This window comes from Aquabacterium sp. T101, from assembly GCF_057219775.1.
The window spans coordinates 118,044-138,000 of sequence record NZ_JBXVVZ010000008.1 but is presented as its reverse complement, the minus strand read 5'-3'; the positions used below and the strand labels follow the sequence as shown (position 1 = coordinate 138,000).

Annotated in this window: 15 protein-coding genes; 7 read left to right on the top strand and 8 right to left on the bottom strand. The window is 72.0% G+C overall.

All coding sequences use genetic code 11. The features are described from left to right. Positions 1-11: 11 nt before the first annotated feature. The 5 genes from AC2EAQ_RS17170 to AC2EAQ_RS17150 form a co-directional block, all read right to left on the bottom strand. Positions 12-1,367: an MBL fold metallo-hydrolase RNA specificity domain-containing protein gene (locus tag AC2EAQ_RS17170; protein ID WP_484645654.1), complete on the bottom strand. Its 1,356-nt coding sequence runs from the start codon at positions 1,365-1,367 to the stop codon at positions 12-14. Further along, a complete protein-coding gene (locus tag AC2EAQ_RS17165; RefSeq protein ID WP_484645653.1) occupies positions 1,364-2,074 on the bottom strand; it encodes an NAD(P)H-binding protein in 711 nt (236 codons plus the stop codon). The genes AC2EAQ_RS17170 and AC2EAQ_RS17165 overlap by 4 nt, the downstream gene beginning before the upstream one ends. A gap of 27 nt (positions 2,075-2,101) precedes the next feature. Beyond that, entirely contained in the window at positions 2,102-3,499 is a 1,398-nt protein-coding gene (locus tag AC2EAQ_RS17160) for a DEAD/DEAH box helicase (protein WP_484645652.1), read from the bottom strand. Positions 3,500-3,676: 177 nt separating this feature from the next. Continuing rightward, positions 3,677-4,096 carry a DUF4870 family protein gene (locus AC2EAQ_RS17155; protein ID WP_484645651.1) on the bottom strand — a complete coding sequence of 140 codons (420 nt, stop codon included), beginning with the start codon at positions 4,094-4,096 and terminating at the stop codon, positions 3,677-3,679. Next, positions 4,093-5,262, bottom strand: a complete 1,170-nt coding sequence (locus tag AC2EAQ_RS17150; RefSeq protein WP_484645650.1) for an MFS transporter — start codon at positions 5,260-5,262, stop codon at positions 4,093-4,095. The genes AC2EAQ_RS17155 and AC2EAQ_RS17150 overlap by 4 nt, the downstream gene beginning before the upstream one ends. A gap of 115 nt (positions 5,263-5,377) precedes the next feature. On the opposite strand from AC2EAQ_RS17150, the gene ettA reads away from it, so the two are divergent. The 5 genes from ettA (at position 5,378) to AC2EAQ_RS17125 (ending at position 12,785) form a co-directional block, all read left to right on the top strand. After that, positions 5,378-7,042, top strand: a complete 1,665-nt coding sequence (ettA, locus tag AC2EAQ_RS17145; protein ID WP_484645649.1) for an energy-dependent translational throttle protein EttA — start codon at positions 5,378-5,380, stop codon at positions 7,040-7,042. Positions 7,043-7,114: 72 nt separating this feature from the next. Then, on the top strand, positions 7,115-7,840 hold the full coding sequence (locus AC2EAQ_RS17140) for a Rieske (2Fe-2S) protein (RefSeq protein ID WP_484645648.1): 726 nt from the start codon (positions 7,115-7,117) through the stop codon (positions 7,838-7,840). A 145-nt stretch (positions 7,841-7,985) separates the two neighbouring features. Further along, the gene (locus AC2EAQ_RS17135; protein ID WP_484645647.1) at positions 7,986-10,823 is read left to right on the top strand and encodes a zinc-dependent metalloprotease; all 2,838 of its coding nucleotides are present in this window, start codon (positions 7,986-7,988) and stop codon (positions 10,821-10,823) included. Between the two features lie 113 nt (positions 10,824-10,936). Next, entirely contained in the window at positions 10,937-12,019 is a 1,083-nt protein-coding gene (locus AC2EAQ_RS17130) for a sensor histidine kinase (RefSeq protein ID WP_484645646.1), read from the top strand. Positions 12,020-12,023: 4 nt separating this feature from the next. Further along, positions 12,024-12,785, top strand: coding sequence for a LytR/AlgR family response regulator transcription factor (locus AC2EAQ_RS17125; protein ID WP_484645645.1), 762 nt, complete (start codon positions 12,024-12,026; stop codon positions 12,783-12,785). A 217-nt stretch (positions 12,786-13,002) separates the two neighbouring features. Here AC2EAQ_RS17125 and AC2EAQ_RS17120 read toward each other — a convergent pair whose 3' ends face one another. Continuing rightward, positions 13,003-13,155, bottom strand: coding sequence for a hypothetical protein (locus AC2EAQ_RS17120; protein ID WP_484645643.1), 153 nt, complete (start codon positions 13,153-13,155; stop codon positions 13,003-13,005). Positions 13,156-13,317: 162 nt separating this feature from the next. Next, a complete protein-coding gene (locus AC2EAQ_RS17115) occupies positions 13,318-15,120 on the bottom strand; it encodes an aminopeptidase P family protein (RefSeq protein ID WP_484645640.1) in 1,803 nt (600 codons plus the stop codon). A gap of 87 nt (positions 15,121-15,207) precedes the next feature. Here AC2EAQ_RS17115 and AC2EAQ_RS17110 point away from each other — a divergent pair, with 87 nt between their 5' ends. Together AC2EAQ_RS17110 and AC2EAQ_RS17105 are read left to right on the top strand one after the other, a co-directional pair. Next, positions 15,208-15,801: a prepilin-type N-terminal cleavage/methylation domain-containing protein gene (locus AC2EAQ_RS17110; RefSeq protein ID WP_484645639.1), complete on the top strand. Its 594-nt coding sequence runs from the start codon at positions 15,208-15,210 to the stop codon at positions 15,799-15,801. A 32-nt stretch (positions 15,802-15,833) separates the two neighbouring features. Further along, entirely contained in the window at positions 15,834-18,599 is a 2,766-nt protein-coding gene (locus AC2EAQ_RS17105) for a putative bifunctional diguanylate cyclase/phosphodiesterase (RefSeq protein ID WP_484645638.1), read from the top strand. Here AC2EAQ_RS17105 and AC2EAQ_RS17100 read toward each other — a convergent pair. Then, complete coding sequence (locus tag AC2EAQ_RS17100; RefSeq protein WP_484645637.1) at positions 18,586-19,932, bottom strand: TAXI family TRAP transporter solute-binding subunit; 1,347 nt, start codon at positions 19,930-19,932, stop codon at positions 18,586-18,588. The genes AC2EAQ_RS17105 and AC2EAQ_RS17100 overlap by 14 nt on opposite strands. Positions 19,933-19,957: the final 25 nt, after the last annotated feature.

Sequence of the window (19,957 nt, the reverse complement as noted above, 5' to 3'; positions counted from 1 at the left end):
GTCGGGGCGCTTCAGGCCTCGACGGTCTGCGCATGCGGGGGCACGCTGGCCGACCAGCCCAGCTGCTGGCCGATGCGAAAGCGCAGCGAGTCGGTGGCGTCGGGGTCGCCATGCACGACGAAGGTGTGGCGCGGCGCGCGCTCGAAGCCGCTCATCCAGGCCATCAGCTCGTCGGCGTCGGCATGGCCCGAGAAGCCTTCGAGGTGGCTCACCTCGGCCCGCACGGGGACCATCTCGCCGAAGATCTTCACTTCCGTGGCGCCGGCCAGCATGCGGGCGCCGCGCGTGCCGGCCACCTGGAAGCCGGGGAAGACGACGTGATGGCGGTGGTGCGGCGCCAGCGCGGCCAGGTGGTGCAGCACCCGCCCGCCGGTGGCCATGCCGCTGGCCGAGATGATCACCGCCGGATAGCGCAGCCGCGACAGGCGCTGCGACTGCGCACCGGTCTCGATGAAGCGCACGCCGTCCTTCAGGTGCGACAGCTCGCGCGCCGGCACGCGCAGCAGCTTGGCGTGGCGCAGCGTCAGCTCGGTGGCCGCGGTGGCCATCGGGCTGTCCAGGAAGATCGGCAGCGACGGCGGGATGTCGCCGGCGCGCCGCAGGCGCTGCAGCACCAGCAGCAGCGCCTGTGCCCGCCCGACGGCGAACGACGGCAGCAGCACCGAGCCGCCGCGGGCCACGGTGCGGCGGATGATGTCGCCCAGCCGCGCCTGCACGTCCTCGGCCGGATGCAGCCGGTTGCCGTAGGTGGCTTCGATCAGCAGCACGTCGGCGCGGCGGATCGGCTCGGGCGGCGGCAGCAGCAGGTCGTGGCTGCGGCCCAGGTCGCCGGAGAAGACGATGCGCTCGCGGCCGGCCTGCAGCGTGACGGCGCAGGCGCCCAGCAGATGGCCCACCGGCGTGAGGCTCACGTCCACCCGCCCCACGCGCACCGTCTGTCCCGGCGCCAGCGGGCTGATGCGCGACACGGCGCGTGCCGCGTCGGCGCGGGTGTACAGCGGCAGCGCCTTCTCGTGCTTCGACGTGCCGTAGCGGTTGGCGCGGCGCGCGTCCTCTTCCTGCAGGTGGGCGCTGTCGGCCAGCATCACGGCCGACAGCTCGCGCGTGGCGGGGCTGGCGTAGACCGGGCCGCGGTAGCCCTGCTTGACCAGCACCGGCAGCCAGCCGCTGTGGTCCAGGTGCGCATGGCTCAGCACCACGGCGTCGATCGAGGCCGGGTCCAGAGGCAGGCGCTGCCAGTTGCGCTCGCGGTGCAGCTTCAGGCCCTGGAACAGGCCGCAGTCGAGCAGCAGGCGCTGGCCGGCGACGTCGATCACGTGCCGCGAACCGGTGACGCCGTCGGCGGCGCCGAGGCTGGTGAGCTTCATGCGGTCTCCTTGCCGAGGGTCTGCAGCACGCCGGACTCCAGCACCTGCCAGGACAGCCCGTCGGTGCGCAGGGCGTAGCGCATGGCGCGCGCCACGACGGTGGGCTCGATCGGGCGCAGCGACGCCGGCAGCGCCCAGGCCATGGGGGCGAGGACGCGCAGCGCCAGGCGCTCGCCGCGGCGCGGCGGCTGCGCCAGGGCCTCGCGGGCGCCGGCCAGCAGCGACGGACGGGCCACGACGAGGCGCTCGAAGCGCAGGTCGCGCAGCGCACGCTCCATTTCGCCCTTGACCCGGTTGTAGAAGACGCGCGACTGCGCGTTGGCGCCCATCGCGGAGACCACGGCGGCGCGCTCGATGCCCGCGTCGCGTGCGGCGCGGGCCACAGCCACCACGGCGTCGAAGTCGACCGCACGGAAGGCGGCCTGCGAGCCGGCCGCCTTGATCGTGGTGCCCAGCGCGATGTAGAGCTCGTCGGCGGGCGGCAGCGTCAGCGGCGCGCGGAAGTCGACGACGTGGCGCACCAGGCGGCGCGAGGCCGGCAGGTCGGGCACGTCGCGCCGCAGCAGCGCATGCACGGTGGCCCGGTCGTCGTCCAGCAGCTGGGCGAGCAGGGCGCGGCCGACCAGGCCGCTGGCCCCGGCCAGCACCACGGTCGGGCGCGCGTCGCGCGTGTCTTGCGAAAGCGGGGCGCTGGAGGCGTCGGGCATGCGCGGAATGTAGTCCGCGCCCGCGCGCTAGCGCTTGCCCTGCGTCAGTCGCGGGCCCCGCGGGCCCTGCGAGCTGCCGCCGCGGCCGCCGCCGCTGCGCGCGCCGCCCTGGCCGCCACCGCCGCCGCCACCACCGCCACCACCGCGCGGGGCGCCCGAGGGACGGCCACCGCGGCCGCCGCCACCGCCGCCGCCACCACCACCACCACCGGCGTTGCGGCGGGTGCCACCGACGCCGATCGTCATGCGGCCCAGCACGATCGGCTCGGCCTTCTCGGTGGGCAGGGGCTCGAAGCCCGGGATCGGCTCGCGCGGGATGCTGCGCTTGGTGAGCTTCTCGATGTCGCGCAGGAACAGTTCCTCGTCGACGCACACCAGCGAGATCGCCTCGCCCTGCGCGCCGGCGCGGCCGGTGCGGCCGATGCGGTGCACGTAGTCTTCCGGCACGTTGGGCAGCTCGAAGTTCACCACGTGCGGCAGCTGGTCGATGTCGATGCCGCGCGCGGCGATGTCGGTGGCCACCAGCACGGGCAGGCTGCCCTTCTTGAAGTCGGCCAGCGCCTTGGTGCGCGCGCTCTGGCTCTTGTTGCCGTGGATCGCCATCGCGCCGATGCCCTCGTCGTTGAGGAACTCGGCCAGGCGGTTGGCGCCGTGCTTCATGCGCGTGAACACCAGCACCTGGTGCCAGTCGCCGCGCTTGATCAGGTGCGCCAGCAGCGCCTTCTTCTTGTCGCGCGCCACGGGGTGCACCTTCTGCGCGATGGTGTCGGCGGTGGCGTTGCGGCGCGCCACCTCGATCAGCGCCGGGCGGTTCAGCAGGCGGTCGGCCAGCGCCTTGATCTCGTCGCTGAACGTGGCGGAAAACAGCAGGCTCTGCTTCTTGGCCGGCACGATCGCCAGCACCTTCTTGATGTCGTGGATGAAGCCCATGTCGAGCATGCGGTCGGCCTCGTCGAGAACGAAGATCTCGATGTGGCTCAGGTCCAGCGTCCCCTGCTGGTGGTGGTCGAGCAGGCGGCCGGGCGTGGCCACGAGGATGTCCACGCCCTTGCGCAGGCGGTCGATCTGGGGCTGCATGCCCACGCCGCCGAACATCACCATCGAGGTGAGCGGCAGGAACTTGCCGTAGGTGCGGACGGACTCCTCCACCTGCGCCGCCAGCTCGCGCGTGGGCGTCAGGATCAGGGCGCGGATGGCGATGCGGCCGCGCGCGTCGCGCTTGTGGCCCGCCGCCGCCAGGCGGTGCAGCAGCGGCAGCGTGAAGCCGGCGGTCTTGCCGGTGCCCGTCTGGGCGCCGGCCAGCAGGTCGCCGCCCTGCAGCACGGCGGGAATGGCCTGCGCCTGGATCGGGGTGGGGGTGTCGTATCCCTGCTCGCGAACGGCACGCAGCAGCGGCTCGGCCAGGCCGAGGTCGGTGAATTTCATCGTGGATGGGGGCCCGCTAGCCGGGCCTTGTCGCAGCCTGCTGTCACCCGTTGCGGGTGCACCAGTCGGGTAGGCGCGAATGTGGTGGAACTGTCTGAAACGACTGCGCCGCGGTGACTGGCCGCCGCGGCGCTGGGGGCATTGTAGCGCCAGGGCCCCGCGGGGGCCCTGGACGCGTCAGGCCGGCATCGGCTGGCGTGAATTCAGGCGCAGCCATCCGCGGGCGATGCGGTAGACCGCCCACACGCCCAGGATCGCCATGCCGACGAACCAGGTGACGATGCCCAGGCCGAGCAGCAGCACCAGCGGAGCAGACACCAGCGCGATCGCCACGGCCAGGCCGAGCGCGAGCCAGAACGTGCGGATCGCCCAGTCGAAGTGCGACTCGAGCCAGGTGCCGCGCACGTCGCCGCGGTACATGTAGCTGACGATCACCGCGATGATCGACGGCCAGCCGAAGAGGAACGATCCGACCACGGTCGCCGCGCCGAAGGCGCCGATCGCCAGCCCGAGCGCGTGCAGGCCGTAGACGATGTGCAGCGTGCGCACACGGGCGCCTTCCAGGTCGTTGACGATGACGGTGGTGTCGGTGGTCATGGGGCTTTCTCCTCTCGGTCGATGGTGACCGCAGGGCCCGAAGTATGGACACCCAGCAGGATCGCAAGGGCCAATGCGACAAAAGGCACTGCAGCCCAGCCCAGATGCACCAGGCCCAGATGGGCTGCGGCGGCGCCGCCGACCACCGCGCCCGCCGCCGTGCCCAGGTACAGCATCGAGGTGTTCAGCGACAGCAGCAGCGGCGCCTGGGCCGGCGCCATCGCCGCCAGGCGCGACTGCTGCGGCACCATCATGCCGAAGCCGGCCACGCCCCAGGCCATCAACGCGGCCACCAGCGCCGGCCAGGACCCCTGGGTCAGCGGCAGCACCGCCATCATCGAGCCGAGCACCGCCAGCTGCACCACGAGGGTGCGGCGCGGCCCGAAGCGGTCGTTGGCCAGGCCGCCAGAGAGGGTGCCTGCGACGCCGGCCACGCCGAACAGCGCCAGCGTCAGCGCCTGGGTGGACCGGTCCATCGGCACCAGGGCCTGCAGCACCGGGCCGATGAAGGAAAAGACGACGAAGATCGCGACGAAATAGGACAGCGTCGTCAGCAGCACGCCGAGCACGTCGCGGCGGGCGAGCAGGCGGCCCACGCCCTGGAAGCTCGCGCCCGGCGCGCGGATGTCCGCCGGCGCCAGCCGGGCCACCAGCAACAGCGCCCCGGCCGCCAGCACGGCGAACAGCCACACCGGCACCTGCCAGCGCGTGGCCAGCCCCAGCCACGACCCGAGCGGCACGCCGATCACGTAGGACAGGCTCATGCCGACGAAGGTGAGTGACAGCGCCTTTCCGCGCTGCTGCGGCGGCACCAGGGCCACGGCGATGCCGGCGGCCACCGGCGTGAACATCGCGCCCAGCCCCATCAGCACGCGGCCCGCCAGCAGCACCGGCAGGCTGCCGGCCAGTGCGCAGACCACGTTGCCGGCGCAGAACAGGCCCAGCGACAGCAGCAGCGCGCGGCGCCGGGGCCAGGCCCCGGTGGCCATCATCAGCACGGGGGCCAGCAGGGCGGTGGACAGCGCGTAGGCGGTCATCGCCTGGCCGGCGGCGGCCACGCCGACCTGCAGGTCCGCGGCGATGGCGGTGAGCACGCCGCCGACGACGAACGCGCCGGATCCGACGATGAGGTTGATGAAGGCGAACAGCCAGAGCAGGCGGGGCATGGAATCGGTCAGGAAGGCGCCCGAAGGACGCGGGCGCGTCCCGGTCCGGGGACCGGCGACAATACCCGCTTCGCCGGTCTCCTGCCGGCTTCCCCATCAGATCGCAGTCACTTCCATGGCCCAGTACGTCTTCACCATGAACCGCGTCGGCAAGATCGTGCCGCCGAAGCGGCAGATCCTCAAGGACATCAGCCTGTCCTTCTTCCCCGGCGCGAAGATCGGTGTGCTCGGCATCAACGGCAGCGGCAAGAGCACGCTGCTGAAGATCATGGCCGGCCTCGACAAGGAGATCGAGGGCGAGGCCGTGCCGATGCCCGGCCTGAAGATCGGGCACCTGCCGCAGGAGCCGCAGCTCGACCCCGAACAGACCGTGCGCGAGGCGGTGGAGCAGGGCATCGGCGGCGTGCTGGCGGCCAAGAAGCGCCTCGACGAGGTGTACGCCGCCTATGCCGAGCCCGACGCCGACTTCGACAAGCTCGCCGCCGAGCAGGCCGAGCTGGAAGCGGTGATCGCCGCGGCCGGCAGCGAGAACACCGATCTGCAGCTGGAGCTGGCCGCCGACGCGCTGCGCCTGCCGCCGTGGGACGCGCCGATCAAGCATCTGTCCGGCGGCGAGAAGCGCCGCGTGGCGCTGTGCCGCCTGCTGCTGTCCAAGCCCGACATGCTGCTGCTCGACGAGCCCACCAACCACCTGGACGCCGAGTCGGTGGAATGGCTGGAGCACTTCCTGCAGCGCTTCCCCGGCACGGTGGTGGCCATCACCCACGACCGCTACTTCCTCGACAACGCCGCCGAGTGGATCCTCGAACTCGACCGCGGCATGGGTATCCCCTGGAAGGGCAACTACTCCGAGTGGCTGGACCAGAAGGAAAAGCGCCTGGAGGTCGAGCAGAAGAAGGAAGACGCGCGCGCCAAGGCGATGAAGGAGGAGCTGAAGTGGGTGCGCTCCAATGCCAAGGCCCGCCAGACCAAGAGCAAGGCGCGTCTGGCCCGCTTCGAGGAACTGTCCGACGTCGAATACCAGCGCCGCAACGAGACCAACGAGATCTTCATCCCGGTGGCCGAGCGCCTGGGCAACGAGGTCATCGAGTTCAAGAACGTCAGCAAGAGCTTCGGTGACCGCCTGCTGATCGACAACCTGAGCTTCAAGGTGCCGCCCGGCGCCATCGTCGGCATCATCGGCCCCAACGGCGCCGGCAAGTCGACGCTGTTCCGCATGATCCAGGGCGTGGAGAAGCCGGACTCGGGCGAGGTGGTGATCGGCCAGACCGCGCGCCTGGCCTTCGTCGACCAGAGCCGCGAGACGCTGGACAACACCAAGACGGTGTGGGAGGACGTCTCCGGCGGCCTCGACAACATCACCGTCGGCCAGTTCGTGATGCCCAGCCGCGCCTACCTCGGCCGCTTCAACTTCAAGGGCAACGACCAGCAGAAGCAGGTCGGCAACCTGTCGGGCGGCGAGCGCGGCCGCCTGCACCTGGCCAAGACGCTGGCCAAGGGCGGCAACGTGCTGATGCTCGACGAGCCGTCCAACGACCTCGACGTCGAGACCCTGCGCGCGCTCGAGGAGGCCCTGCTCGAGTTCGCCGGCAGCGCGATGGTGATCAGCCACGACCGCTGGTTCCTCGACCGCATCTGCACCCACATCCTGGCCGCCGAGGGCGACTCGCAGTGGGTGATGTTCCCCGGCAACTACCAGGAGTACGAGGCCGACAAGCTCAAGCGCCTGGGCGAGGAAGGGGCGCGCCCCAAGCGGGTGCGCTTCAAGCCGATCCGCTGAGGCCGGGCCGCGCCCGGCCGGATCGGGCAGCCCCGCCTTTGCACCGCGGGCGCCTTGGTGTAGCTTGCGGCCATGTCCGAAGCCGACGACCAGCAGCGCCGGGCCCTGATGCGCGAGGCGGCCTGCGTGGCCGGGGCCTGGGCCGCCAGCGGCGCCGTGCCGGTGCTGGCGGCCGCACCCGGCACGACCCGGCGCTACGCGCGCAGCCTGCTCGTGGGCCGCTTCGGCGACCCGCTGCGGGCGTCGAAGCTGGAGCCCGGCGTGGCCCAGCTGTTCAACTACCCGTACCAGGCCTCGCCGGTGTTCCTGCTGGCGCTGGACCGCGCCGTCGCGCCGGCCGAGGTGACCACGCAGAACCAGCAGCGCTACGCCTCGCCCGCGGGCGTGGGCCCCAAGCGCTCGATCGTCGCGTTCTCGGCCATCTGCGCGCACAAGCTGATGTACCCGACGAAGCAGATCAGCTTCATCGGCGTGCGCAAGGGCTTCGACGGCGAACCGGCCCAGGTGATCCACTGCTGCGGCGACGATTCGCGGTACGACCCGTCGCACGGCGCGCGCGTCATCGCCGGCCCGGCGCCGCAGCCGCTGGCCGCCGTGCTGCTGGAATGGGACCCGGCCACCGACCGGCTGCACGCCGTGGGTACCCAGGGCGGCGAGATGTTCCCGGCCTTCTTCGAGAAGTACGAGTTCAAGCTGCAGACCGAACTCGGCAGCCGCGCCCGTGCGCCGGTGGACGCCACCACCGTGGTGCTGCCGGCGACCGACTACAGCCGGCAGTGGCAGACCTGCCGGGCCTGATCGCCCGGGCCGCGGGGCCCGCCATGCGACGGATCACCGGATCGTGGGGACGGATGGCGGGCATGCCCGGTGGCGCCGGGGCGGGCCCGCTTCGATAATGATCGCAAAGGCCCGCCGCCGGCGGGCGCAGCCGTTTGCAGCACCCATGAATCGTCATCCCACCGAAGCGAGGCGTCTTCCCGCCCTGGCCCTGTCCATCGTGGCCGTCGGCCTAGTGGGCTGTGCCACCCTGACCGACCCGAAGGCCGCCGCAGCGGCGCCGGGCGCTGCGGCGCCGACGGCGTCGCCGGCGTCGCCGGCCGGCGCGGCCGCCCCGGCGGCGCAGCCCGGCGCCAGCCCGCGCCCGGCGACTGCGGGCGCGGCGCCTGCGCCGTCCGGCCCGCCGGCGCCGGGCCAGCCCCCGGCCTTCGCGACCGTCGTCAAGGACGCCAAGGAGTCCAAGGGCGTGCTGACGCTCTGGCAGAAGGACGACAAGGTCTGGATCGAACTGCGCCCCGAGGACCTGAACAAGCCCATGCTGTTCTCGCCCAAGCTGGCGCGCGGCCTGGGCGAGGGATGGCTGCTGGCCGGCTCGATGCTGGTGGGAGGCAGCCGGCTCGACGACCAGCTGGTCGAGTTCCGGCGCGTCCACAACCTGGTCCAGCTGGTGGCCCTCAACACCAGCGTGACCGCGCGTGCCACCGATTCGCCCGAGGCCCGCGCCGTGGCGGAAGGTTTCGCCTACAGCCTGCTGGGCAGCGTGCCCGTGGCGAGCCAGGCCCACCCGGAGCGAAAGTCCGTCCTCATCGATGCCGGGTCGCTGCTGCTGAACGACATGCTCGGCATCGGCGCGGCGCTGCAACGCAACTACCGCCAGAACTACGCCTTCGAGCCGCGCAACTCGGGCTTCGCCAAGGTGCGCAGCACCGAGTCGCAGGTGACGTTCGACATCAACGCCCACTACTACACGCCCAGTCTGGCGCAGGCGCCGGTGGGCGCGCCGCCGGGCACGCCGCTGCCCAGGACGCCATCGAGCCTGCCCGATCCGCGCAGCATGATGCTCGGTCTGTACGTGTCGATCGCGCGCCTTCCGGAGAAGCCGATGGCGCCGCGCGCGGCCGACCCCCGCCTGGGTCACTTCGCGGTGCAGGTGCTCGACTTCTCGCAGGAGAACGCCCGCACGCCGACGCAGCGCTACATCCGGCGCTGGCGCCTAGAGAAGAAGGACCCATCGGCCGCGCTGTCCGAGCCGGTGCAGCCGATCGTGTTCTGGGTCGACCGCAACGTGCCCTTGAAGTACCGCGACACGGTCCTGCGCGCGATCACCGAATGGAACAAGGCGTTCGAGCGCATCGGCTTCAAGGACGCGGTCGTGGCACGCATGCAGCCGGACGACGCCGACTTCGACACACTCGACGTGGGCGTGTCCTCGGTGCGCTGGCTGCAGACGTCGCGCCAGACCTTCAACGGCATCGGTCCTTCGCATGTCGACCCGCGCACGGGCGAGATCCTCGACGCCGACATCCTGATCGACGGCAACTGGGGCCGTGTGTCCCGCTTCATCCGCTCCAGGGTGGTGGACGGCATCCCGGGCGACCTTCGCGCCCGACTGCAGCTGCCCCGCACGCCGGAGGAGCTGGCGTCGCTGCAGCACATGATGGTCTGCGAGGACCACGACCATGCCGCCGACCTGATGCGCTACGGCCTCGACGTGCTCGAGGCACGGGGCGACCTGGCGTTGGACAGCCCCGAGGCCGAGAGCTTCGCGCAGGCTGCGATCTTCGGCACGGTCACGCACGAGATCGGCCACGCGCTCGGCCTGCGACATAACTTCCGGTCGTCGCGCGCCTACACGCTGGAACAGCTGCGCGACCCGGTCTTCACGGCCGCCAACGGCATCAGCGCGTCGGTGATGGAGTACCCGGACATCAACCTGCCGCCTCCCGGCGTGCCCTATGCCAGGCACGGGTCCCCGTTCCGTGCCGCGCTGGGCCCGTACGACTACTGGGCCATCGAGTACGCCTACAAGCCGCTGACGCCGGGCCAGGAGAAGGCCGAGCTGCAGCGCATCGCGGCGCGCAGTGCTGAGCCGGGCCTGGAATACGGCAGCGACGAGGACGCATCGCTCGCCATCGACGCCGAGACGCTGCAGTTCGACCTCGGCAACGATCCGCTGGCGTATGCCGAGTCGCGTCTGGCCATCGCGCGCGACCTGATCGCGCGGCAGGAGCAGCGCGTGCTGTCCAGCGACGACAGCTACGCCGCACTGCGGCGCTCCGTGGGGTTCGCGCTGCGTGACGTGGCCGGCGCCGCCGGGGTGCTGTCGCGTCAGATCGGTGGTCTGCGGACGCTGCGCGACTTCCCGGGCAGCGGGCGCGACCCGGTCGTGCCGGTGCCGGCGGCGATCCAGCGTCGGGCACTCGACGGCCTGGCCAAGGGAGTGCTGTCGGCCGACAGCTTCCGCCTGTCGCCAGCCCTGCAGCGCAAGCTCGCACCGGACTTCTTCGACCGCGACGAGACGCTCGGCGACGGGCAGGTGCCGACCGACTATCCCGTGGCGGCCAACGTGCTGGCGGTGCAGAAGGGGGTGCTGGGCCAGTTGATGAGCGACGCGGTCGCCTCGCGCCTGCTCGACAGCGAAGGCAAGGCGGACCGGTCGGCCTCAGGTGCCCCGGCGGACGTGTTCCAGCTGTCGGAACTGCACACGCGACTGACGCGGGAGATCTGGAGCGAACTGGGTGCCACGGGAGACATCCCGCCGCTGCGGCGGGAACTGCAGCGCGACCATGTGAACCGCCTGGCCGGCGGACTGCTGCGTCCGAGCTCGGCAAGCCGGACCGACACGCGCAGCCTGTTGCGCGCCGAGGCGATGGCGCTGCAGGCGCGCATCGAGCGAGCCAGCCGTCGCCAGGGCCTGTCGGACGCCGCCCGGGCCCATCTGGCCGATTCCGTCGACACGTTGTCGCGGGCGCTGTCGGCGCCGCTGCAGCGCGCCGGGGCATAGCGCCGCCCCGGCCCTCGCCCCAGGGCCGTGTTTCGGGTGCCGGTTTCCGTGCTCCGTCGCAGGGACCGGCCCGGCCGCGTGGGGGCGTGCCGGCGGCCGGCTATCGTGCACACATGACCAACGAAGCCAGCGTCGAAGCAGGGACCGCGCCGCTCTGGCGTCGCGTCCTGACCGCCCTCAACGGCGGCAGCATCGCCTGGGCCGTGGCGCTGGCCGCGGTGGCGGCGTTGGCGATCTCGCCGATCTTCCAGCCGCCGTTGCCGGTGCTGCTCGGGCGCACGCTGTTCATTGCCCTCGTGGTGCTGCTGGCCTACACGGCCGCCGGCCAGTGGCGCCAGCAGCGCCTGCCGCGCTGGCAGCTGCAGCTGGCCGCGGTGGTGCTGAGCGCGCCGCTGGCCACGCTGGCGGTCTATGCGCTGAGCACCGGCGGCGACTTCGCCAGCATGTTCGGCAACATGGGCTATGTGAGCGGCATCGTCATCCTGGGCAGCAGTGCGCTGGTGCTCGGGCTCCTGATGGGAATGGGGGCGCTGTACCGCGAGCGCGATGCCCAGGCCAACAACGCGGCGCTGACCTTCGCGCTGGAGCGCGAGATGCTGCAGCGCCAGGCCGCGGACGCCCGGCTGGCCCTGCTGCAGTCGCAGGTGGAGCCGCACTTCCTGTTCAACACGCTGGCCAACGTGCAGGCCCTGGTGGAAAGCGGCTCGCCGCGCGCCGCGCCGGTGCTGGCCAGCCTGATCGCCTACCTGCGTGCCGCGATGCCGCAGCTGCACGAGGGTGCGCCGACGCTCGGCCGCGAGGAGTCGCTGGTGCGCGCCTACCTCGAGCTGATGCACATGCGCATGCCCGACCGGCTTCAGTACGACGTGAGGATTGAGCCCGCGCTGGCGGGCCTGCGGCTGCCGCCGATGTCGCTGCTGACCCTGGTGGAGAACGCGGTGCGCCACGGCATCGATCCGAGCGAGGAGGGCGGGCGCATCGAGGTGGGCGCCCGCCGCGACGCCGCCACGGGCGGCATCCATCTGTGGGTGGAAGACACCGGCCGCGGCCTCGACGAGAGCCGGGCACCGGGCACCGGCCTGTCCAACCTGCGCGCCCGGCTGACGGCCACCTGCGGCCCGCAGGCACGCCTGAGCCTGAGCGCGGTGTCGCCGCACGGCGTGCGCGCGCAGATCGACCTGCCGGCCCCGGCCTGACGCCATGCCCAGCGCCCTGATCGCCGACGACGAGCCCCTGCTGCGGCAGCGGCTGGTGTCGCTGCTGGGCCGCGCCTGGCCCGACCTGACGGTGGTGGCCGAGGCGCGCAACGGCCGCGAGGCGGTGGAACTGTTCGACCAGTTCGAGCCCGACGTGGTGTTCCTGGACGTCCACATGCCGGGCTGCAGCGGCATCGAGGCGGCGCGGTCGATGGTCGGCCGCACGCGCATCGTCTTCGTCACGGCCTACGAGCAGTACGCCGTGCAGGCCTTCGAGCAGGGCGCGATCGACTACCTCGTCAAGCCCTTCGACGAAGCCCGGCTGGCTCAGACCGTGAGCCGGCTGCGCGAGCGCCTGGCACCCGGCTCGGCGCCGGCACTGGAGTCGCTGCTGGAGTCGCTGGCCGCCGAGGTGCGCAGCCGGGTCCAGGCGCCGGCACGGCACCTGCAATGGCTGCGCGCGTCGGTGGGCACGACGGTGCGCCTGATTCCCGTGGAGCAGGTCCACTACCTGCGCTCGGACGAGAAGTACACGCTGGTGGTGTGGGAAGGCGGCGAGGCGCTGATCCGGCGCACGATCCGCGAACTCGCCGACGAACTCGACCCCGCGCGCTTCGCGCAGATCCACCGCTCGGTGATCGTGAACCTGTCGCGCGTGTCGCACGTGACCCGGGGCCTGAACGAGACCGCCGACGTGCATCTGCACGGCCGCACCGAGGTGCTGCCGGTGAGCCGCAGCTTCCTGCACCTGTTCCGCCAGATGTAGCTGCCACCAAGAAAACGGGCTGCCGAAGCAGCCCGAAAGGAGCAGGTTCCGATGATGGGTTGTGCCCGCGGAACCCGGAGGGTCGGTCATCGATCAACGCCCGGTTCCGGAGCCGGAATGCAGGCGTGGAATCACTGTAGTCGGCGTCCCGCGGCAGGCTCGGGCCAATGCGACGAATGGCGGAAACGCCGGCATGGATTGCAGGTCGGCCCGACGCTCAGGCGCGGGCGAAGGCGGCGGCCACGCTGGCCATCAGGTCGCTGGTGGCATGCCCGCTCAGCGCCAGGCCGTCGATGCCGGCGAGCATCGAGAAGGTGACGAACGCGGCCATCGCGAGGGAGATGGCGCGGGGGGCGATGCGGTCGGTCATGGTGTTCTCCTGCAGTCCGTGTCGTGTGTCGATGGGGTGGACTCTAGGCAGGCTCGCGCCGCGCCGCGACGGCTTCGAGACGAACGGCCGGCAGACTGCGATGAAGCGCAGGCCAGCGCGATGAACGGGGGCGGCGCCCGCGGGGGCGCGGGCGGGGAGGCGTCAGATCGGCTCGGTGCGGGCCAGCAGCCAGGTCCGGGCAGCGCCGTCCACGCGCGGTGACAGCCGCTCGCGCACCGTGGCGTGGTACGCGTTGAGCCACGCGATCTCGTCGGCGCGCATCAGCGACTTGTCGATGCAGCGCGTGTCGATCGGGCACAGGGTGAGCGTCTCGAAGTCGAGGAACTCGCCGAACTCGGTGGTGGTGGCGCTGACGTTGAGCACGAGGTTCTCGATGCGCACGCCCCAGCGTCCTTCGCGGTACAGGCCGGGTTCGATCGAGGTGATCATGCCGGGCTCCATCGCCATCGTCGCCTCGGGGATTGCCTTGCTGATGCTCTGCGGCCCTTCGTGCACGTTGAGGAAGTAGCCCACGCCGTGGCCGGTGCCGTGGCCGAACTCGATGCCCTCGGCCCACAGCGGGGCGCGCGCCAGCGCGTCGAGCATCGGGCTGAGCGTGCCGCGCGGGAAGCGCGCGCGCGACAGGCCGATGGTGCCCTTGAGCACCAGGGTGTAGTCGCGCCGCATCTCGTCGCTGACGCGGCCGATGGGCCAGACGCGGGTGATGTCGGTGGTGCCGCCGAGGTACTGCCCGCCGGAGTCGATCAGCAGCAGGCCGTCGCCCTCGATCACCGCATGCGAGCCGGCCGTGGCGCGGTAGTGCGGCATCGCGCCGTTGGCGTTGTAGCCGGCGATCACCGGGAAGGACAGGCCGACGAAGCCGGCGCAGCGCGCCCGCTCGGCCGACAGCTTCTCGTCGACCGTGATCTCGGTCAGGCGCTCGCCGCGCGCCTGCGCCTCCTCGAACCAGGCGTAGAAGCGGCACATCGCCGCACCGTCCTCGGCCATCGCCTCGCGGATGTGCGCGGCCTCGGCGGCGGTCTTGCGGCTCTTGGCCAGCGTGCTCGGGTTGATCGCCTCGACCACGGTCACGTCGCCCGGCACGCGGCCGCGGAACGCCAGCGTCACGCGGCGCGGATCGAGCAGCAGGGTGCTGCCCGCGGGCAGCGACGCCAGCGCGGCGGCCGCACCGTCGTAGGCGGCCAGCGCGATGCCGTCGGCCGCCAGTTCGGCGGCCAGCGCAGGCTCGACCTTGCCGGCGCCGACGAACAGCGTGGCACCCGCGGTGTCGATCAGCAGGTGCGCCAGGAACACCGGGTTGTAGTCGACGTCGGCGCCGCGCAGGTTGGTGATCCAGGCCACGTCGTCGACGGTGGAGACGAAGTGATGCGTGGCCTTGTGCTGCGCCATCGCCTGCCGCACCGACACGAGCTTGGCCGCGCGCGGCGTGGCCGCATGGGGTGCGCGGTGTGCGTAGACCCGCCCGTGCGGCAGCCCGGGGCGGTCGGACCAGGCTTCGGCGAGCAGGTCGAGGTCGGCGCGCAGCGCAATGCCGGCGCCGTCCAGCGCACGGCGCAGCGCCTGCGCCGCGGCCAGCCCGAGTACCTGGCCGTCCACCGCGACGGTGCCGCCGCGGCGCACCGTGCGGGCCAGCCAGTCGATGTGGTGCGTGGCCGCGCCGGTGGGGATCTTCACGAGGTCGATGCCGCTGCCCTGCAGTTCGCGCTCGGCCTGCACCCAGTAGCGGCTGTCGGCGAACAGCGCCGCCTGGTCGGTCGTGACCACCAGCGTGCCCATCGAACCGGTGAACCCGGACAGCCACACCCGGCCCTGCCAGCGCTCGGGCAGGTACTCGGACAGGTGCGGGTCGCTGGACGGCACCAGCAGCGCGTCGATGCCCAGGCTGCGCAGGCTGTCGCGCACGCTTTCGAGCCGAACGGGAATGGGGGAGGTGCGGGTGTCCATGGCGGGGCTCCGGTCCGGAACAAGGGGGGGCAGCGCCTCGGATGACGAGGCCGCAGGGCGCGCGACGATTGTAGGGAGGACGCCCGGATGCACCCGCCGTGGCGCATTTCACGAATCGCCGACGAGGGGCACCGATTCGGGGCAGACGCCTCAAGGCGGTGCCGGATCGGTCGAAGTAATGCGGGCTTCCATCACCGCCTCAACGGCACTCGTATGCGCCCGCACTGCCGCCGACAAGCGACCCGCGGATTCACTCTTGTCGAACTGCTGGTGTCGATGGCCGTGCTGGCGGTGCTGGCGGCCATCGCGCTGCCGACCTTTCAGTCGTACCAGCACCGCGCCCGCGTCAACCAGGCGCAGCGCGACATCGTGACGCTGGCCGGGGCCATCGGGCGACGCGCGCTCGACGACCGCACCCTGCCGCGGACCCTGGCCGATGCGGGCCTGGGCGCGCCGCTGGACCCCTGGGGCCGGCCCTACGTCTACCTGCCGCTCGACGATCGACGCAACATGGGCCAGGCCCGCAAGGACCGTGCGCTGGTGCCGATCAATTCCGACTTCGACCTCTACAGCCTGGGGCCGGATGGCGTGTCCCGGCCGCCGCTGACGGCGCCGCAAAGCCGGGATGACATCGTGCGGGCGAACGACGGGGCCTTCGTCGGCGTCGCCGAAGACTACTGAGCCTTGCACCACCGACCGGTAACGACAGCGCCATGGCTCTGATCAAGGGAAGGTTCATCGCCAGCCGCGTGGGGCGCCGAATCTTCTGGACGCTGATGGTGGCGGCCGCCGTGCCGATCCTGCTGCTGGGCGCGGCCGCCTACGGCATGCTGCAGTCGCACCTGGACAGCCTGGCGCAGCGGCAGCGCGCCCAGGCGACCAAGTACGCTGGCATGTCGCTGTTGGACAACCTGCTCGTGGCCCGCACCGTGCTGGGCATGTACGCGCGCAGCGGCACCACCGAAGGCGAGGCGGCCGTCGGACGTCATCGGGGGCGCGTCCTGGCCGGTGTCGTGGTGCTCGATGGCGACGGCCGCCTGGTTGTGGGCGCCGACGCCACCTGGCGGGCATGGCAGGACATGCTCGAGCCCGACGTCCTGACGCGCGCCGCCCAGGCCGGCGCCTCAGCCGATGCCACGCTACTGATCGGCCATGGCGAGGCTGCCGGCACGGCCCCGCCGGTGCTGATGCTGCTGCGCGATCCGGCGCAAGGCCAGCGTTTCTGGCTGGCCGAGGTCGACCGTGACTTCCTTTTCGGGGAACTGGGCCCGCAGGCGACGGGGAAACGCATCTGCGTCGTGGACGTGCATGCGCATCCGCTGTTCTGCCCGAGCGACGCCGATGCGGCAGCGGTGGCTGGCCACGATGCGCAGGCCCTGTCGCACTCGCCGGTCACCTGGAGCCTGTTCCTGCGCTCGGACTTTGCCGCGGACGACTGGGTCCTGGTCAACCTCACCGAGCCCCGGTCGCTGGTCTCGGTCGGGTCGCTGCCGGTGGGGCGTCTCGTCCTGCTGGCCTCGGTGGCCGCGCTGCTGATCGTGATCGTCCTCAGCCTGGTGCAGGTGAGACGGACGCTGGTGCCGCTGGAGAACCTGGCCACCGGCACGCGCCGACTGGCTGCGCAGGACTTCTCGGCCCGGGTCCCCCCGGCTGGCGACGACGAGTTCGCCGATCTGTCCCGCGCCTTCAATCACCTTGCCGAAAGGCTCGGCGCGCAGATGGACGCCCTGCGCGTGCAGTCCGACATCGACCGGCAGGTGCTGGACGGGGCCGAGCCGGACGCCATCCTGCAGACGGTGGTGCAGCGCCTGAAGCAACTGGCGCCCGCGTCGCGGGTGATGCTGATCGAGTCGCGGCCGGCCCTGGTCTCCGACGTGCGGGTGCACGAGGCAGGCCTGCTGCCCCACAGCGCGCCAGCGTCGGCATGGCGCATGGTGCAGACGGCCCCAGGGCGCGGCAGCCGGTCGCCGGGCCCGCCGGACCTGCGGATCCATGAGGCCGACCCGGAGCTCTCGCCCACGGGGCAGGCGCTGGTGCTGGGCCATGCCCCGGCGGGTCAGGCTTCCTGCGCGGTCTTCATCGCGCCCGCGCCCACGCTCGGCGAGGTCGAGATGCGGGAGATGGCGGAGCTTCGCGACAGGGCCTGCGTGGCGCTGGAGTCCGTCGACCGCAAGCAGCGCCTGCTCCAGCGGGCCACGCGCGACAGCCTGACCGGTCTCGTGAACCGTTCGGGCCTGCTGGACTACCTGGACCGGCACATCGATGCCAGTGCGCCCGAGCCCATGACGCTGCTGTTCATCGACCTCGACGGCTTCAAGGAAGTCAACGACTCGATCGGTCACCATGCGGGGGACGATCTGCTGCGCATCGTGGGCTCGCGCCTGACGGCCGGAGCGCCCTCGACGGCGGTGGTCGCGCGGCCGGGCGGCGACGAGTTCATCGTCGTGCTGCCGGGCACCAGGGAAGCCGCCGAGGCGCTGGCGCAGCAGATCGTGACGCTGCTTGCCGAACCCATCGACCTGGATTCGCGGGTGGTCGATGTGGGGGCCAGTGTGGGCCTGGCCCGGTATCCCGAGCACGCCACGTCGGCCGTGGATCTGCTGCGGCGGGCCGACATGGCGATGTACGGCGTCAAGTCGGCGGGCGGCCGCCAGTGGCAGTGGTTCGAACCGGAGCTCGACGCGCAGATGGCCCTGCGGGCGGCGATGCGTTCCGACCTGCGCGAAGCCCTGGGCCGGCAGGAGTTCGAGCTCCACTACCAGCCTCGCGTGACCGCCCAGGGGGGTGTCGACTCGGCCGAGGCGCTGCTGCGCTGGCGCCATCCGCAGCGCGGGCTCGTGAGTCCGGGGCTGTTCATCGATCTGCTGGAGGAAAGCGCCCTGATCGAGCCGGTGGGCCTGTGGGCGATCGACAGCGCCTGCGGACAGCTCGTGGCCTGGCGCGCCCAGGGTCTGCGCCTGCCGTCGGTGGCGGTCAACGTGTCGTCGAAGCAGCTGCTCGCACACGACTTCCCTGGCAACGTGCTCCGGATCCTGCACCGGCACGGGCTGGGGACGGACTCGCTCGAACTGGAGATCACCGAGAGCATCTTCGTGGGGGACTCGATGCGCGCGATCTCCGCGCTCGACCGGCTCAGCCACGCCGGCGTGCGTCTGGCGCTCGACGACTTCGGCACGGGGTACTCGTCGCTGTCCTACCTGCATCGCCTGCCGGTCGACATCCTCAAGGTGGACCGCAGCTTCGTCAGCGAACTCGACCGCCGGGACAGTGCCCTGGCGGTGATCCAGTCGATCCTGGCACTGGCCAGGGCCCTGAACCTGCATGTCGTGGCCGAGGGGGTGGAGACGCCCCGCCAGGCCGAACTGCTGCGGTCGCTGGGGTGCGACGAGCTTCAGGGCTACTGGTTCGCCAAGCCGCTGCCCGTCGACGAGTTCGGCGCGTTCGTGCAGCGCCGGCAGCAGGCCGTCACGGCGGCGTAGGCGGCCGGGGCGTCTCGGCGGCCAGGCGCCGTCGCACCATCTGGATGTGCCCCTTCAGCGCGTACAGCTCGTCGGTGTAGGACAGCGGCACCTGGATCGCGTCGACCCGCGCCTCGATCGCGTCGAGCTCGGCGCGCAGCTCGGCCGCGCTGCGCGAGGCGGTCTGCGACTCGATGCGGCGCAGCTGCTCGTACCAGCGGAACACGCGCGAGCGGATGCGCAGCTCGACGATCGGCGGCACCACGCGCGACAGCGGCAGCAGCACCGCCACGATCGACAGCAGCGCCAGCCACATGCGATCCACGAGGTTGGCGATCCAGAACGGCAGGTAGCGCTGCAGCCAGGGCACGCCGCTGCGGTAGAAGCGCTCGGCCTCGGGCGCCAGCGGCCGCTCGCCGTCGCGCGCGTTGGGGAACTCGCCCTTGCGCTGGAACCAGCCCGGCCCGCCGTGCACGTCGGCCGCGGCCTGCACGAACAGCTGCGCCAGCGCCGGATGCAGATCGTCGCGGGCCACGAGCGTGGCGGTGGGGGCCACCATGCGCACGTCGGCCGGCGGCAGGTCGCGCGCCAGGTCCACCACGCCGCGCGGCAGCGTCACCGCCGACAGGTAACCCAGGCGCCGCGTGTAGGCGTCGGCCTGGGCGAAGTCGAACAACGCCACGCCGGGGGTCTGCAGCAGCATCTGAACGATGAGCGACTCGGGGGCGGACGCCAGCACCACGGCGTCGAGCCGGCCTTCGAGCAACTCGGCCACGGCCGGCGTGGTGGGCTGCTCGGCCAGCGTCAGGCTCGACGGCTCGATGCGGTTGGCTTCCAGCAGCTGGCGCGCGAGGTAGGGCACGCCGCTGCCCGGCGCGCCGATGTTGACGCGCCAGCCGGACAGCTGCGCCAGGCGGTCCAGCCGCGGCTGGCGCAGCAGGCGCTGCGCGCTGTCGGTGCGATAGAACAGCCACACCGGCTCGTGGAACATGCTGCCCAGCGAGACCAGGGTCTCGTCGTCGGACGACGCCGCCGCGCCGCCCTGCACGAAGGCCAGGTCCACGCCGGAGCCGGCGTCGCGCAGCAGGGCGAGGTTCTCGGCCGCGCCCTGCGTGGGCCGCAGCCGCACCTCGATGCCGTGGCGCGCCAGCCGTTCGGCGTAGCGGTGCCCGAACTCGCTGTAGGCGCCCTGCGGCACGCCGGTGGCCAGCGTGACGCGCCGCGGCGGCGCCGGGTCGAGCAGCCAGTAGGCCACGGCCAGCAGCAGCAGCGCCAGCAGCACGAACGGCCCGGCGGTGGCCAGGGCCACGCGCCACGGCGTCGACGGGCCGGAGTCGTGATCGTCGTCCTTCATCGCGGAACTCCTCGCACGAGAGAGC